This window comes from Halococcus salsus, from assembly GCF_009900715.1.
In the GTDB taxonomy this organism is placed as follows: Archaea; Halobacteriota; Halobacteria; order Halobacteriales; family Halococcaceae; genus Halococcus; species Halococcus salsus.
In genome coordinates this window covers 1261271-1275962 of the sequence record NZ_JAAAJC010000001.1, presented here as the reverse complement: position 1 = coordinate 1275962, position 14692 = coordinate 1261271, and the positions used below count along the sequence as shown (strand labels likewise).

Annotated in this window: 14 protein-coding genes; 4 read left to right on the top strand and 10 right to left on the bottom strand. The window is 65.4% G+C overall.

Annotated elements, in window-relative coordinates:
• On the bottom strand, window positions 1–153 hold the full coding sequence (locus GT355_RS06575; protein ID WP_160133862.1) for a DUF2080 family transposase-associated protein: 153 nt from the start codon (window positions 151–153) through the stop codon (window positions 1–3).
• A gap of 386 nt (window positions 154–539) precedes the next feature.
• On the opposite strand from GT355_RS06575, the gene GT355_RS06570 reads away from it, so the two are divergent.
• Window positions 540–887 (top strand): hypothetical protein, encoded by a 348-nt coding sequence (locus GT355_RS06570; RefSeq protein ID WP_160133861.1) that lies wholly within the window; start codon window positions 540–542, stop codon window positions 885–887.
• 66 nt (window positions 888–953) lie between these two features.
• Here the strand turns inward: GT355_RS06570 and GT355_RS06565 are convergent, their stop codons facing one another.
• Together GT355_RS06565 and GT355_RS06560 are read right to left on the bottom strand one after the other, a co-directional pair.
• The gene (locus GT355_RS06565) at window positions 954–1772 is read right to left on the bottom strand and encodes a CPBP family glutamic-type intramembrane protease (protein WP_160133860.1); all 819 of its coding nucleotides are present in this window, start codon (window positions 1770–1772) and stop codon (window positions 954–956) included.
• A 266-nt stretch (window positions 1773–2038) separates the two neighbouring features.
• Window positions 2039–2323 carry a DUF8113 family protein gene (locus GT355_RS06560; RefSeq protein ID WP_160133859.1) on the bottom strand — a complete coding sequence of 95 codons (285 nt, stop codon included), beginning with the start codon at window positions 2321–2323 and terminating at the stop codon, window positions 2039–2041.
• 254 nt (window positions 2324–2577) lie between these two features.
• On the opposite strand from GT355_RS06560, the gene GT355_RS06555 reads away from it, so the two are divergent.
• Together GT355_RS06555 and GT355_RS06550 are read left to right on the top strand one after the other, a co-directional pair.
• The gene (locus GT355_RS06555) at window positions 2578–3834 is read left to right on the top strand and encodes a cation:proton antiporter (RefSeq protein ID WP_160133858.1); all 1257 of its coding nucleotides are present in this window, start codon (window positions 2578–2580) and stop codon (window positions 3832–3834) included.
• A gap of 323 nt (window positions 3835–4157) precedes the next feature.
• On the top strand, window positions 4158–4376 hold the full coding sequence (locus GT355_RS06550) for a hypothetical protein (RefSeq protein ID WP_160133857.1): 219 nt from the start codon (window positions 4158–4160) through the stop codon (window positions 4374–4376).
• A gap of 187 nt (window positions 4377–4563) precedes the next feature.
• Here GT355_RS06550 and GT355_RS06545 read toward each other — a convergent pair whose 3' ends face one another.
• A complete protein-coding gene (locus GT355_RS06545; protein WP_160133856.1) occupies window positions 4564–5343 on the bottom strand; it encodes a sulfite exporter TauE/SafE family protein in 780 nt (259 codons plus the stop codon).
• Window positions 5344–5546: 203 nt separating this feature from the next.
• On the opposite strand from GT355_RS06545, the gene GT355_RS18455 reads away from it, so the two are divergent.
• Entirely contained in the window at window positions 5547–5672 is a 126-nt protein-coding gene (locus GT355_RS18455) for a hypothetical protein (RefSeq protein WP_275690148.1), read from the top strand.
• A 185-nt stretch (window positions 5673–5857) separates the two neighbouring features.
• On the opposite strand, the gene GT355_RS06540 is transcribed toward GT355_RS18455, so the two are convergent.
• From GT355_RS06540 to GT355_RS06515, 6 genes are read right to left on the bottom strand one after another with little or no spacing between them, the layout of a single operon-like run.
• The gene (locus GT355_RS06540) at window positions 5858–7666 is read right to left on the bottom strand and encodes an IucA/IucC family protein (protein WP_160133855.1); all 1809 of its coding nucleotides are present in this window, start codon (window positions 7664–7666) and stop codon (window positions 5858–5860) included.
• A gap of 1 nt (window position 7667) precedes the next feature.
• Entirely contained in the window at window positions 7668–9044 is a 1377-nt protein-coding gene (locus GT355_RS06535; RefSeq protein WP_160133854.1) for a lysine N(6)-hydroxylase/L-ornithine N(5)-oxygenase family protein, read from the bottom strand.
• Complete coding sequence (locus tag GT355_RS06530; protein WP_160133853.1) at window positions 9037–9678, bottom strand: GNAT family N-acetyltransferase; 642 nt, start codon at window positions 9676–9678, stop codon at window positions 9037–9039. The genes GT355_RS06535 and GT355_RS06530 overlap by 8 nt, the downstream gene beginning before the upstream one ends.
• Entirely contained in the window at window positions 9675–11501 is a 1827-nt protein-coding gene (locus GT355_RS06525; RefSeq protein ID WP_160133852.1) for an IucA/IucC family protein, read from the bottom strand. The genes GT355_RS06530 and GT355_RS06525 overlap by 4 nt, the downstream gene beginning before the upstream one ends.
• Entirely contained in the window at window positions 11498–12982 is a 1485-nt protein-coding gene (locus GT355_RS06520) for a pyridoxal phosphate-dependent decarboxylase family protein (protein WP_160133851.1), read from the bottom strand. The genes GT355_RS06525 and GT355_RS06520 overlap by 4 nt, the downstream gene beginning before the upstream one ends.
• Window positions 12979–14349 carry a diaminobutyrate--2-oxoglutarate transaminase gene (locus GT355_RS06515; RefSeq protein WP_160134021.1) on the bottom strand — a complete coding sequence of 457 codons (1371 nt, stop codon included), beginning with the start codon at window positions 14347–14349 and terminating at the stop codon, window positions 12979–12981. Before GT355_RS06515 ends, GT355_RS06520 begins: the two co-directional genes overlap by 4 nt.
• Between the last annotated feature and the right edge of the window lie 343 nt (window positions 14350–14692).

Here is a 14692-nt window from a genome sequence, read left to right as displayed (position 1 = left end):
CTACTCGTCTGAATCGGCGTCGAGTTCGGAGGCACGAACGACCTTGATGGTTGCTCCTACCCACGACTTCGGGAGGTAGACGTGAGCGCCGTTGCCGGTGGGCTTCACAGTTTTCTCCACGACTTCGTGACCCTCTATCTCGTGCCGGTCCATCGGTAGTATCTACTTGGTAGATACGCATGAGCCTATCGCTCGTGGTCCGGCCAGCCGACACGCCGAAACCTCGGAAGTTCAGATGATGACGGCGTTGACGAGACGCTTCGCGTCTCGTTCGCACACCAGAACGCGAAGCGTTCTGGGGACGCTGTATCCCCTCCCTACTCGCTCGCTCCGCACCGCGCTCACTTCTTGAGGGAGGGGCCTTAGCGCCTGAATTTAGGTAAACGAACCCACCCCGACGCGGACGGCCATCACTACAACGTCTATACGGCAACCCTCGACCGGATCGAAGTCGATCTCACCGAGGATGGCTTCCATCTACGACTCACCCGCCGCGACCGCATGGCCGACCGATTTACCCAGTTCATCGGAGACATGAGATGACAAACCTTCTCGTCCAGATCGGCACGCAAAACGGCGAACCGATATCGATCGCGCTCACACTCACGGCCTCGATATTGGGTATTGCCGTCGGTTACATCGCGTTCCGTGGGTACTGGCGGAATCGGAGCCTGCCGATGCTGTTCGTCGCCACCGGATTCTTCTTCACCTTCTGGACACCCGTGGTGCTCCTCGCTGGTTTCGTGCTTGCTGGAGAACTCTCGCAGTTTGGTCCCGGCATACGAGTCACGGTGAACGCCGCCTTCGGTATCGCGGGCAAGGTGAGCGAGATCATCGGTTTAGTGTTCATCCTCTATGGACTCCGGATGCCGCTCAGCCGGGACTGAGGTGCTTTCGAGGTGATGATGGCAGATCACTGACCTCGTTCGGTCACGAACACGAGGGAAGAGCGGTTATGATTCGGCGAGGAACCGCGGTGCCGATACCTCATCCGCGAGGCGTTCACGGCCGTAGAGGTTGGCGACGACGAGCGCGGGGATCGCCCACGCCGCAAGCGTCGTCACCTGGATCTCGACCCCGGAGGCACCCACCGCGCCGTACGTGAGCGATGTGACGAGGCCACCGTTGAGCAGGGCGGTGACGGGGACGCTCCCGCCCGTGCTGTTGTAGACGTAGGTGAGGAACACCGAGACGACCACCAGCAACAACACAGCGACCGGGAGCGAGAACCCGGCGAGGTACGTACCGGGGAACACGAACAGGGGGAGGCTCCAGACCGCCCACGCGACGGCGACGAAGGCGCTGGCGACCAGCGCGTCGTAGCGGTGCTGGAGGCGAGGCAGGGCGAACCCGCGAAAGCCCGCCTCCACACCGAGTGCGGGAATCACACTGAACAACAGCGAGACGGCGTATCCGGCGGCCCTTTGAGGAGTGAAGAACGGGACGGCCCACGGTCCGTTGAACAGCAGTGCCGCGGCGATCGTGGTGGCGATCACGCAGGCCAGTGGCAGGGCGAGACCGACGCCGTACCAGTACGGTTCCACGTCTCGTCCCCCGAGGTGGTCCCTCCATGCGCGCAGATCGAAGCCCGAGAGGTGGGCGACGACCACTGCGGCGACGGCCGGGCCGGCCGATGGGAGGGGCGCGATCAGAGCGACCGGGTTCCGCGGCCAGAGATACTGTACCCCCCACATCGCCCACGAGAAGACGATACTCAGGAGAACGAAGCCGAGCACCGGATGTTCTCGCACCGCTCGGTGTTGGGCCGCCATCGGTCGTCGGTTTCACTACCGCTCTGCATAAAAGTACGGGCCAAGTCACCCGAAAGCGACCGGTGCGATGTGGAGATCCGGTGACCTCTTCGAGGAGGGATTCGTCACCGAGGTCTTCGGACGGGTTGCGGCTGGAATGACCGTACAGCATCACCGCTGGGTGCCAGCGGACGGGTCCTGTAGTGGTCGAACAGACGGATAGGAGAGAACTGTGGCCCAGATAGGCGGGGACTCCGGCGTCCCTGAGACCACAGCGTCGGTGCCCGTTAGGGCTGAAGACGCATCGACTCGGCCTGCTCGACGGCGTGCTGTGCTACCTCCTCGACGGACCACTCCGATTGGTCCGCGAGTACGCGGGCCATCATCCCGAGCTGCTTGCCGGCCATCTCCCTGAGCTCCGCGTCCTCGACCGTGTTGCCGAAATAATACTCGTTCGTTCCGTTCTCCGGGATCAATCCCACGTACATCGAGACGACGTCCTCTTGGTCGATCGCGTCGAGCGCCTGGTCACGGATTCGGTCGAAGTCGTTGAGGGCGAAGTCGTCCGACATGTCTCGGATGGCGATACGTATCCGAGCTACTAAACGGAATGGGACACGTCCGGTCCACGCGGTTCGTGAGCGCCTCGGTCCCCACTGTAATGTGGAGGGTGCTGGTCCTTCGTTATCCAGTTAGGAGTGCAGCGATCGGAGTTTCGAGACCTCTTCTCGGTCACTAAACGGGGGTTGAGGGACGTTGGGCCCTCCAAGGGACGGAGACCACGATCACTTAACAGACAGCCGCGGCTACGAGTTCTAGTAGCTATATGCTGCTCGCCATCGAAGCCCCGACGCTCACACGGTTCACGCTTCAGCTCTTCGTGATCCTTCTAACTGCTCGACTCCTGGGGGAGATCGCGAAACGGCTCGGCTTCGCACCGGTTGTCGGGGAATTACTCACGGGAATCCTTCTCGGGCCCTCGTTTCTCAGCTGGGCTGCTCCAAACGTCTTTGCGACGCTCTTTCCGGACGGTGTCGGTGGAGCGCTCGCGCTCGATGCTGTCGGTCAACTCGGTCTCTTGTTCCTGCTCGTTCTCGCCGGTCTGGAGACGGATATTGACCTGATCCGGCAGCGAGCATCGGTGGCGATAGCCATTGCCGCAGGGAGTATTCTGGTTCCGTTCGCTTCCGGATTTGCACTCGGATGGCTGATTCCCGCCGCATATCTCGTCGACCCCGGACAGCGGCTCCTCTTCGCTCTTTTTCTCGCAACAGCCCTCTCGATATCGGCGGTTCCAGTTATCGCCCGTGTTCTCATCGACCTAGACATCGTTCACCGCGACCCCACGCAGGTCCTGCTCGCCGCAGCTCTCATCAATGACGTCATTGGGTGGGTGCTTCTGTCGGTGGTTGCGGGGATCGCTCAACGTGGCTCGGTGGATCTTCCCGCTACAGCCGTTACCGTCGGGGTCCTCGTTGGGTTTTTCGTCGTCATGTTCACGGTTGGCCAGCGAGCTATCGACGCGGTCTATCAACACACACAGCGAGGTCCCCCTATCGGCCACCTCTCGACGCTCATCCTCCTTTCACTCGGTGTCGCAGCGCTGGCGGAAGAGCTCGGAATTGAGGCATTTCTCGGCGCGTTTGTGGTGGGGGTGCTCGTCCGTCGAACGGATCTACTGGCGCGGGAGGTACGGCAAAACTTCGAGAGCCTAACCCTCGCAGTGCTGGCACCGGTCTTTTTCGCGACTGCCGGGCTCAAAGCCGATCTGACGACGCTCGCCGATCCGTTGGTCACAGCCCTCGCAGTTGTCACGGTTCTCGTCGCGGTAGGTGGGAAATTCATCGGAACCGCAGCAGGGGCATCGCTCGTCGGTCGACGGGGTCGAGAGGTGATCGGTATGGGCGCGGGTCTCAACGCGCGCGGAGCGCTCGAGCTCGTCGTAGCTAGCGTCGGTCTGTCGTTGGGAGTCCTTACGGAAGCTATGTACGGTGTCATCGTACTCGTGGCCATCCTCACAACCGTGGTTGCAGTCCCGATACTACGCTGGGCGTTCACTGGACTTGAGATGGCAGAAACCTAGGTGTTGGACGGCCACCCTGGTTCGGGGGCCATCCAAGGGGCAAGACCGAACCCGCAGTCGCGATCGTGACTGTCATCATCGAGGTGCTCGCTCCGGTTTCGGTGTCAGGGGGTTCAAGAGCACGGACGAGCGTGTTGCTCAGCGGCTTGTCCATTAGGACCTTCGGGCATCCATCACCGCGAAGGAACATCGGGATGTGGGGCCGTTCCCGACGGCGAACAACGGTCGATCCGGCTCAAAAATCCCTCCATCCGAAACCGGTTCGGCGAGCCGTTACTTGCAAGCCGGACGGTGAAGCAGTGCGCGATGAAAACATGCTCGCAATGGCAGACCAAGACATGGACACGGACGAGAAGGCATCGACCGCTGCACTCAGCGCGGCGGGGCTATCGATACTCTATTCGCTCTATCTGTTCTACGTTCGAGGCGAGCGAAGCAAGGGGATATTCGTCGGGCTCTGGGCACCGACGATCCTCACGATCGCGAGCTACGTCGAAGAGACGAACCTCACCGAGAAGGCGCAGAGCGAACTCGACGCCTAAAGCCTCCGTTCTCCTCCGCCGCAATTACAACTCTGCTCGCACCGTGCTTTACTTCCCTCGGAGAGCAACGGAGTCTGAGGAGGACCGTGAGGGTGGACTGGCGCACCGTGGACACGGGCCGAGAGCGATCGTCTCTACTTCCGGACCAAACGTTTTGCTTGGGAACGAAAGCAGTCGACACAGCGTATCAGAGGACGAGGGACCGATACACGAGAACCGGCATCAATCCGATCAAGAGCACACCCAGGACGGTGGTGAGTCGATTCGGATCGACACGCTTCGCGACTCGCCACCCACCGAGCGCGCCGAGGAGATAGCCGGCGGTGATGGCGAACACCAGTGGCACGGCGACCGACCCCTGAAGGGTGTAAGAGACCGCCGACGCCGACGCGATGAATACGACTGCGACCTGGGTGACCGCCAGCGCGGTGATCATGGAGACGCCGACCAGTACCAACGCCGGCGGGACGAGTGCCGCACCACCGATGCCGAACAGCCCGCCGGCGGCTCCAACCAGGAGACCGACCGTCCCGAAGACCACGACTCCAGCACTGCTGGTCGGTGTGACGTCGAGTGCTTCCGTCGGGAGTCGGTCGAGACTCCCTCGCTCGCGGAGGAGGATCGTCGCGCCGACCGTACCCAACAGGACGCCGAGGAGGACGCCGAACGATCGCCGGGACACGACACCGTTGAGGAGTACCCCGAGTTGTGTTCCGACGGCACCACCGATTCCGATGAGGAGCGCCATTCCCCAATCCATGTCGTCTGAGTAGACGTATCCCGCCGCTCCGAGGACCGATCCACCGATGAAGGTCACGCTCGAGGTACCGGCGACGACCGCCGCTGGAAGCGCCGTGAGCCCGTACAGTGCCGCGACGACGAATATCCCGCCGGGACCGACGGACGTGACCACAGCGCCGCCGGCGAACGAGACCGCCACGAGAACCACGAGCAGGGCGAGTTCCACTAGCCACTCTCCTCGCTGGAGGGAGTAAATGAAACTTGTTCGATATGATCGCGAGAGTTGGTGATGGTCGACGTAGTCCGCTCGACGCTCGTGAGTCCCAGGGCTGCTCTCGCCTGCAGCGGAGTGATACCGTTACAGGGGAAAGCATCGCGGATGGAGTATTACGAAGCCAGAGCCGACGAGAGTGGTAGATTGGAGATAACGTGCGACCGGGTCGCGAGCGCCGGAATCCCCAAGTCTCCACGACCGCCCTGGACGGCGAGGTAGTCATCGTGATCGAGAACCTCGAAACCGGTGAACCGCTCCACGTCGGTATCAGTAACAACTGATCCCACTCCGAGACGCTTGCCCCGCTTTTCGGATCCCGCCCGTGCCCGCTCCGATGGGTCGTTTCACGCCTTTGCCCCGCCGAGGCCCGAGCACGGGGAATCGATCCGCCAGCAGGGCGGCCACGGAGACCGTGGCGGCGAACGGTAGCCGGAGCCGCTCGGCCACCGACCCGGCTACAACCGATTCAGCCGGAGCGCTCGTTCGCGACCTCGTAGAGCGGGTTCGTCACCGTCCCGTGTTCGACGGCGTGCGGACGGGCGGGGGCGTCGTCGTAGCCGTAGTTGAACAGTCGATTCCGGTTCAGGGTGAGCTTCGTGAACTCCGGCTGGAGCAGGTCGAACAGCTCGAAGCGCTCCGCCAGTTCCGGGAACCGCGCCTGATAGTCGAGAACGGCCGTCCGGGCGTGCCGCCAGAACCGCTCCTCGGTGTAGTTCTCGTGTTCGACGAGCACGTCCGCGACGTACCGGAGCACGCAGACGAACAGCCCACAGAAGACGAACTGACAGAGCCCCTCCGGGGGTTCCTTCCGGAGCACGTCGTGCATTTCGTCGGGGAGGGCCGCCAGCTCGGGGAGCGGCTGGTCGCTCACGTTCACGTCGTCGACGAAGTCCTTCACCGCGAGCCGCGTCGGAACACCGTCCTCGACGACGAGGATGGTGTTCTGGCCGTGCGGCGAGAACACCGTCCCGTACCGGTAGAGGAAGTGCAACAGCGGCGGCAACACGGTGTCGAAGAACGACTCCAGCCACTCGTCGAGCGTCAGCCCGGATCGCTCGACGAGCCGCGAGACGTACGGGACGCCCTCGCCGTCGACGTGCATCAGCGCCGACAGCGTGACCGCGCGCTCGTCGCCGTCGAGGAACGTGTGGATCGACTCGCGCCACACCACCCCTAGCAACTCGTGGTACTGATAGGGCGAGCCGTCGATGGCCGTGAAATCCCCGTGGTCGTAGTTGATGCCCGCGATCTCGCCCGGGAGAACGAGCCCCTGGTCCTGGAGGAAGCTATCGTTCTCGTAGATCCCCTCGATGTACTCGGTGACGGTCGGCGCGAGTTCCGTCCGTTCGCCCGGCAGTCCACGCCAGACGAGCGTGTTGAGGATCCGCATCGGCACCTTCACGTGGTGTTTCCCGTCGTGGTCGACGTTGACGAACGTGCGGACGGACTGCTGTGGCAGGTACTCGTCGGGCCCCTCGCCGAGCGGGACGATGCGGTCGTCGGCGATGTGGTCGGGAAACAGCGGGACGACGCTGTGTTCCCACTGCCAGTCGTGGACCGGCAGGAGGTAGTAGCTCTCCGGGTCGAGGCCCTTCGAGGCGAGGCGGTCCCGAAAGACCTCGTAGCGATCCCCGAGTTCGCCCCGGACGAGCGCGTCATGGTCGACCCCGTCGGTCGCGACGAACGTCGACGTCGTCTTCCGGACGGCGACCCACGAGAGCTTCACGGGCTCTTTCATCTCCGGGGCGTACCGTCGGTAGTCGTCGTATCCCCAGCCGAGCCGACCCTTGTTGTAGGTGATCCAGGGATGGCCCTCCATCTCGCCTTCGAGCTGTGCGTAGCCGAGGGCCAGCGGGTCGAACCCCTCGCGGTCGCGCTTTCTGGCTTCGATGTGGGCGTCCGCGAGCAGCGTTCGCTTGTACTCGCGGACGAGGTTCCCCTCGGTGAGTCCATCCAGACCGGTGGTTTCGCCGAGGTCGCGCAGCAGGCGAAACGGGTCGTCGAGCCCCGTCCAGTCCCCGTCCGTTCGTCGCTCGACGGTGTCACCGTGGACGTGGAGGCTATCCATGAGCCGCTCGCTGGCCTCGAAGCGATAGCTCGCCGGACCGAGGTCGAACCTGAAATCGGCACGGTCGTCGCCGTCCCGGACCTTCCGCGGTGCGAGTATCTCCTCGTAGGCGAAGGATTCGAGCATCTTCGTCAGGAGGCGGCGCTCGCTCGTCGTCCATATCTCGGGTGTCAGCGCGTCCTGTCGGGTGGTGTCGTTCGGGTTCATGTCAGTCGTTGCGGGTTGGTGCCGGGTCGCCCTCGTGGACGGAAGCGCCCGGCGAGCGTTCGACGAACTGTTCGACGGCGAAGTCCTGGTAGACGGTGTCCGTGTCCTCGGGGTAGGCTTCGCGACCGACGAGCCGATTGACGAACCTCGTGTTGCGGTAGGCACCGAGCCCGAGGTCCGGTACGCCGACGCCGTGGGTGTGGAGCTCCGCGTTCTGGAGGAACACGTCGCCGGGGTGGTCGATAACGAGACGGTGGTCTTCGGTCACTTCAAATCGGCCCCGGTCGTCCCAGCCGATCGCGTTTTCGAGCGGTTCGAGGAAGCCCGGGATCGGGCGTTCGTAGCCGGTCCCGAGAATCACGACCTCGCTCTCGTGGACGAACGACTCCTCGGCCTGCCACTGGTGACAGTCGAGCGCGTAGCCCTCCCCGACGGCCTCGATGTCCCGCACCTCCGTCATCGCGAACAGTCCCACGTCCGGCTCCCGGTCGCCGATGGAGCGCCGATACAGCAGGTCGTAGATGTCGGCGCTCGTCCCCGGGTCGACACCCTTGTAGAGGCGGTCCTGGTTCGGGACGAGGTCGTCCTTGACCTTCTGGGGCAGGTCGTAGACGTACCGCTCGTACTCAGGCGTGAAGTGCTGCAGCCCGAGCTTCGAGTACTCCATCGGGAAGAACCCGTCAGAACGGGTGAGCCAGTCGAGCCGATAGCCCGCCCCGGGCTGGCGCTCCAGCAGGTCCTCGAACACCTCCGCAGCGCTCTGACCGGATCCGACGACGGTGACCGAATCAGCTCTTGAGACCCGTTCGCGGTTGTGACGGTACCGGGCGGTGTGGAAGACGTCCTCCTCGGGATGACCCTGCAGGTGGTCGGGTACCTGTGGCCGCGAGCCGATCCCCAGCGCGAGGTTCTCGCCGCGGTACTCGAAGCGCTCGCCCGTCCCTGGGTGGTGAGCGATGACGACGTAGTGCTCGTGGTCGTCGTCCCAGCCGATCTCGATCACTTCACGGCTGAACTCCAATCCCCCGAGGGAGTCGGCGACCCACCGGAGGTAGTCGTTGAACTCCCGTCTGGGGATCTGAAACGTCTCGTAGAAGTAGAACTCGTAGAGCCGACCCGTCTCCCGCAGGTAGTTGAGGTAGCTGTGGGGGTTCGTCGGGTCCGCGAGCGTCACGAGGTCGGCGAGGAAGGGGACTTCGAGCGTCGTTCTCTCAAGCAACATCCCCTCGTGCCAGTTGAACGCGGGTTCGCGTTCGAGGAAGACGGTTTCGAGGTCCTCCTCGACGCCGTCCACCATCGCCGCGAGACCGAGGTTGAACGGACCGATCCCGATGCCGACGACGTCGTGGACTTCACCACCACTCGACCGCTCAGCCATCGGCACCACCCGTCGTTTCAGCCGCTTCGGCAGTCGTGTCGGCCATCACCTCGCGCTCGAAGTGCTCGCGTTCACAGACCAGCAACAGCGCGTCCTTCCCGGCCTCTTCGAAGGCGAACTCCGTCCGTGGCTCGAAGCCACACTGCTCGAAGACGTGGATGACGTGCTCGTTCCGGACGTCGGGTTCGGCGACCACTCGGTCGGTCTCGGCGTGGGCAAACTGCATGGCGACGACCGCCCGCAGCAGTGCGGACGCGTATCCGTGCCCCAGATACTCCTCGGGACCGATCAGCAGGTGCACGCCTTGGTCGGCGGGGTCGGCGTCGTAGTGGTTGCCGACGTCGTCTTCGGCGGCCCAGTAGGACTCCCAGTAGCTCATCGGGACGTGGTCGAGACAGCCGACGTACGGCGTGAGGTGGTCGTCCGCGAGCTTCGTCTGGAGGCGCTCGCGGAACACCGGCAACGGGCGGTCGAGGTCCCAGTACGGCTTCACGTGGTCGCTCCCCAGCCAGGAGTGAAGCCGTTCGAGGTCGCGCTCGATGGTCGCTCGGCGGAGCGATATCGTGCGGTCGATATCCGGGTCGTAGGTCCGATACTCGTCGTCGGTCGGGTGCGTAGTGTGGGGTCCTGTCATCTGTCGAGTTCGGTGACGAGGGGGTTCGTGACGGCCGTGTAGACGGACTGGTTCTCGAGGTCGTTCTCCAGTTCGTCCAGTCCCCGAAAGCGCGTGAGCAGGTTCGCCTTGCAGGGAACGGTCGGCGATTCGAGCAACGGCCCGAGGAGGTCGGAAGAAGGTCGGTCGTACCGCTCACGAGCGCGTTCGAGTTCGTCCCGAAGCAGCCCCAACAGTCGACGTTCGTCGACGAGCCCGGCGCTTCCGAAGGCGTTCACCACCCCGAGCGCGTTGTTGAGGACGACGTAGTAGCGGAGCCGTTCGTCGGCGATCGCGTCGGCACAGACGGTGCCCGCACGTTCGCCGATTCCCGGGAGGGACGCCTCGACGTCGGCGTGTTTCGATTCGGGGAGGTAGAACCCCTGATTGTCGCGGTAGTAACATCTGTCGGGGTAGCCGTCGGCGTCGAGTTCGAGCACCGTGTTCTGCTGGTGCGCCTCGACACCGACGCCCTGGGCGAGGTAGAGCCAGAGCACGGGCCGTACCGAGAGGCGGAGGTAGTCCTGAAACCAGTCTGCACTCACCGCCCCCGTCGAGCGGTCCTCCCGGTCGGCGATGGAAGCGACGAGACGACCGAGCCGCGACCGGCCGGCGATGGCGTCCTGACAGAGCGAGACGACGGGTGTGGCGTTCGGCCCGTCGGCACCCGAAAACGGGTTCGCACGCAACACCGTCTCCAGCCCCGACTCGCCGTCGCCGAGGTCGAGCGCGAGATACGCCGGATCCCGGATCACGTCGAACGCCGGGAACGTCGCGGCGAGCTCGTCGCCGAACGCGGTGTCGAGCAGTTCGGCGATGGCGACGCCCCGCTTCAGCTCCGGCAGCTTGTTGGTCCGGAGGGAGTTGGTTATCCGCACGTGCAGCGAGGACTTCACCATGAACGGCGACGCCGAGCTGTACAGCGTCCGGACGGACGTCGTCGGGAAGAACGCCCGACCGACCGCCCCAAGGTGGTCGAGGCCGTCGCCGAGCCGCGCCTGGACGGCCGACTGGTCGAGGAGATACTGGGCCTGCCAGGGATGCACCGGGAGGAGGGCGTCGTCGCTCGCGACGTGGTTGGCGACGAACGACTCGGGAACCTCGGGATCGTCGCGGAGGGCGTCCTTCACCCACCGCGTGGCGCTCCGGTCGAGCGCCGAGTCGGCCGATACCAGGGCCGGGTCCGCACGGAAGTAGTGTAGCGGAAAGCTTCCACGGAGTTCCGGCGCGTAGGTCGCGCGGTTCCGTGCCGCGATCCCCTGCCGGCTCTTCGGTGTCGGGTGGCAGTGGTGGCCGAAGACGAGCGCCTGCTCCGCGTCGCGAAACGACAGCCGTTCGGCGTAGAGCCGTTCCTCGTCGTCGGCACGCGCCCTGACGAACGTCTCGGTCGCGCGCTTGCTCCGGAGCACCCGTTCGAGGAGCTCGTCGGGGACGGCCGCCCCCTCCTGCGTGAGCGAGAGGTCCTTGATCACCAGCGCGGCGAGCGTGGCCGAGTCGAGGGGGAGAGCCCTTTGACCGCCCATTCGGTAGCGAACGGGGATCTCGAAGAGGTGGCGCTCGGTCGGGGAACGGTAGGCGAGCGGAGCCAGCAGGTCGACCCCCTGCCCGGCGAGTGTCACACGCAGTAAGCCATCCCCACCGGGGTCGACCCCGGCGACAGGTTCGTCGACCACCTCGTAGTCGCCCGTCTCCCGGAGGTAACAGTTGAGGAACGCGTGGACGGTGGCGTCGTCGGCGCGGGCCTCGGGGTCGACCGCCGGCGCGCGCTCCTCGCCGTGTTCGTCCCGTCCGGTTTCGAGGCTCATGCGACTGCCCCCCGTTCGGCGACGAGGGACTCACCACAGTCCCGGAGGACGTCAAGGGTCGCGGCCACGTCGTCGAGCGTCGCCGTCGGATCCAGAAGTGTGACCTTGAGGCTGGTCACGCCGTCGACCTGGGTTCGGGCGACGACGGCCCGGCCGTCGTGGAGCAGTTCCCGTCGGATAGTGGCGTTCAACCGACCCACCGCGCGGTCGTCCATCCCGTCGGCGGGCCGATAGCGGAACACCAACGCGTTCAGCGTCGGTTCGTGCAGGCGTTCGAGGTCGTCGGCGTCGTCGACGAGCGCCGCTGCTCCGTCGGCCAGTTCGAGCGTCGATTCCACGAGCGCCGCGATCCCCTCCCGGCCGAGGCTGCGGAACGCGACGTAGGGTTTCAGCGCGTCGAAGCGACGCGTCGTCCGGACCGACTTCGCAACGAGGTTCGGGATGCCGGCGTCGTCGTGGCCCGCGGGGTTGAGGTACGCGGCGTTGCGAGCCATCCAGTCGAACTCGTCGCCGTCGCGGAGTAGGAGGGCTCCACAGCTGATGGGTTGGAAGAACAGCTTGTGGAAGTCGACGGCCACCGAGTCCGCCCGTTCGATACCGTCGAGCAGGGCGCGGTGGTCGGTCACTGCGAGCGCGCCGCCGTAGGCGGCATCCACGTGGAACCAGAGGTCGTGCTCCGCGGCCCGGGCGGCGAGCGCCGAGAGCGGGTCGATGCTCCCGAAGTCGGTCGTCCCCGCGGTGCCGACCAGCGCAAACGGCTCGTGGTCGTGGGCGCGGAGGTCCGCGAGCGTCGCGTCGAGCGCCGAAACGTCGATCCGTCCCTCGTCGTCGGTCGCCACGGTGACGACGGCGTTCTCGCCGAGCCCGAGGTGGTGTGCGGCCTGCTTCGCGGTGAAGTGTGCGGCGTCCGAACAGAGCACCCGGAGCGAATCGGCGTTCGCGGGGAGTCCGTCGGCCTGCACGTCGTGGTCGAACCGGCGGCTACAACACCGGTCGCGAGCGAGCAACAGCGCCTGGAAGTTCGACTCCGTGCCGCCGCTGGTGAAGACGCCGTCCCCGTCGGCCGGGAGGTCGAACAGGTCACAGAGGGCGTCGACGACGCGTTCTTCGAGCACCGTCGCGGCGGGTGCCTGGTCGAACGAGTCGAGCGACTGGTTCGCCGCGGTCAACAGCGCCTCGGCGGCGAGTCCGGGTATCATCGGCGGGCACTGGAGGTGGGCCACACAGCGGCCGTTCGACGGGTCGACGGAGTGTGCGAGCACGCGCTCGCCGACCTCCTCGAGGGTCGCATCGAGGCCCACGCCGGTCTCCGGGATGACGGCGTCGTCGAACCGTTCGGCGAGGACGTCCGGTGAGTGGCCCGAATAGGGGTTCTCCCCGTCGACGACGCTTTCGAGGACGGTCTCGGTCGCCGCTTCCATCGCCTCGCGGTAGGCGGCGTTGCCCGCGTCGCTCCCGAGGAACAGCTCGTCGGGCGTCACGCCGTCACCTCCCGCCGCGACCGTTCGTCCGTGACGGCCGCCACCGCCTCCTCGAAGACCGCGGCGATCTCGTCGACCTGCGCCCTCGTCACGACCAGCGGCGGGAGGAATCGCGCAGTGGCGTCCCCCCGGCCACCGCGTTCGACGACGAGGCCGCGCTCGAAACACGCCGTCTGGACGGCCTCCGCGAAGTCGCCGTCCGGGGTGTGCGGTCCGGGTCCCTGCCACTCGGTCCCGTGGTCGACGAACTCGACCCCGAGCATGAGTCCGCGTCCGCGAACGTCGCCGACGGCCTCGAAGCGGTCGGCCGTCGCTTCGAGCGCCCCGCGCAGTCGGGCACCGACGTCCGCGGCGTGTTCCGCGAGGTCGTTCTCTAGGACGTAGTCGATGGTCGCCTCGCCCGCCGCCATCGCGAGCTGGTTGCCACGGAAAGTGCCCGCGTGGGCACCCGGTTCCCAGACGTCGAGCGACTCGTCGTAGACGACGACTGCGAGCGGGAGCCCGCCGCCGATGGCCTTCGAGAGCGTGACGACGTCGGGGACGATGTCGGCGTGCTCGAAGGCGTAGGTCTCGCCCGTGCGGCCGAGACCCGTCTGGATCTCGTCGAGGATCAGCGGGATATCGCGTTCGCGTGTCATCCGCCGCATCTCCCGGAGCCACCCGTCGGGGGCGGGAACCGACCCACCCTCGACCTGGATCGGTTCGAGGATCATCCCGGCGGGGTCGGTGATCCCGCTTTTGGGGTCGTTGAGGAGGTGCTGCACGTACCGGCTGGCGAGCCGGTGGCCCTCCTCGCCCGCGACGCCGAACGGCGGACGGTAGTTCGAGGGATACGGGAGGTGATGAACCTCGCCCATCGAGCCGGAGAGTGCCTCCTTCGCGTCGGTATCGCCCATCAGACTGAGCGCCCCGCTGGTCATGCCGTGATAGGCACCCTGAAACCCCAGCACGCTTCGGTTCCCGGTGGCGGTCTTGACGAGCTTCAGCGCGGCTTCGACGGCGTCGGTTCCGGCGGGGCTACAGAACTGTACCTTCGCCCGGTCGGCGAACGCGTCGGGGAGGCTCTCGAACAGCGCGTCGACGAACCGTTCCTTCGTCGGCGTAGAGATGTCGAGGGTGTGGATCGGTCGGTCCTCGTCGATGACTCGCTCCATCGCCTCGACGACCCGGGGATGGTTGTGTCCCAGGGCGAGCGTCCCGGCCCCCGCGAGGCAGTCGTAGTACTCGTTCCCGTCCATGTCGGTGACGGTCACGCCCGTCGCCTCGCGGATGGCGAAGGGCAGGTGGCGCGGGTACGTTCGTGCGTTCGATTCGCGTTCGGATTGCCGCGTGAGGATGGCGCTGTTGCCCTCGTCGAGGTAGCTCAGGGCGGACCACTCCCTCGACCGATGGTTCCGCCGCCACGTCCCGTTCGGTGGGTCGTCGGATACATGCAGTTCTTTAGGCAGCCCTAAAAGCAATAAGAACTTCGAATTTTTGGCTACCCTAAATCTGCTGGCCGGCGGGTTCTCGGGGCTGGGAGACGGAACCCGCAGAGGACCGGTCAGAACGGAGGTTATCGGGTTTCGGTGCACGAACGGGGAGCCGCTCTCGTCCCCGCTCCGGGAGTCGAACCCTGGTCGGTACGATATCCGACACGTCCGTGTGACCCACGGGGACGAACGGCCGAAACAAAACTCGCTCTCGAACGTTCGTCGTGACTCCGACGAG